This is a genomic window from Desulforhabdus sp. TSK (assembly GCF_022836495.1).
Taxonomy (GTDB): domain Bacteria; phylum Desulfobacterota; class Syntrophobacteria; order Syntrophobacterales; family Syntrophobacteraceae; genus Desulforhabdus.
The window spans coordinates 1-605 of the sequence record NZ_BQXM01000114.1 but is presented as its reverse complement, the minus strand read 5'-3'; the positions used below and the strand labels follow the sequence as shown (position 1 = coordinate 605).

Here is a 605-nt window from a genome sequence, read left to right as displayed (position 1 = left end):
TAAGTGCTCTGGAGCGGGCTCTGGCAAAGGGAATTCCCGACATCTTCAATACGGACCAAGGCTCTCAGTTTACCAGTCGCCAGTTCACCGGGATTCTTCTGGACGGCGGCATCCGGGTCAGTATGGACGGGAAAGGCAGAGCGTTCGATAATATCTTTATCGAGAGACTGTGGCGATCGGTTAAATACGAGAACGTCTACATACACGACTACGGGAGCGTGCCGGAATGCATCGATGGTCTGGCCGATTATTTCCAGTTGCACAACAATCGAAAGCCCCACCAGGCGTTGGGCTACAGGACTCCCCGGGAGGTGTATTTTGGACGAAGCAATTGAAATTGGGGGCTCTGCCCCCAACCCCCCGGAGTTTATCGCTTTGGGGGAATCAAGAGGGGCAGGGAAAAGGAAAGGCAGAACCGACAAGTCCTGTCCCTCCGTCATCCCCCCACCTCGGCGCTCGGGTTGCTCTCCAGCAGAGCCCTATCCTCCGGGTGGGTACTGTAATTATAACCAACCAGTCCATTGGGCTGGTAAAAAATCTCTGCCGGCCGGAGGTGTCCACCTTAAATATGCTCAATTCTTGTCTTGACGATGGGGTACACCTCA

1 protein-coding gene is annotated in these 605 nt (G+C 54.4%); it reads left to right on the top strand.

What is annotated here, in order from left to right; genetic code table 11:
• Positions 1 to 335, top strand: a 335-nt coding sequence (locus MWC30_RS21740) for an integrase core domain-containing protein (RefSeq protein ID WP_244086292.1), incomplete at its 5' end; no start/stop codon positions are given.
• Between the last annotated feature and the right edge of the window lie 270 nt (positions 336 to 605).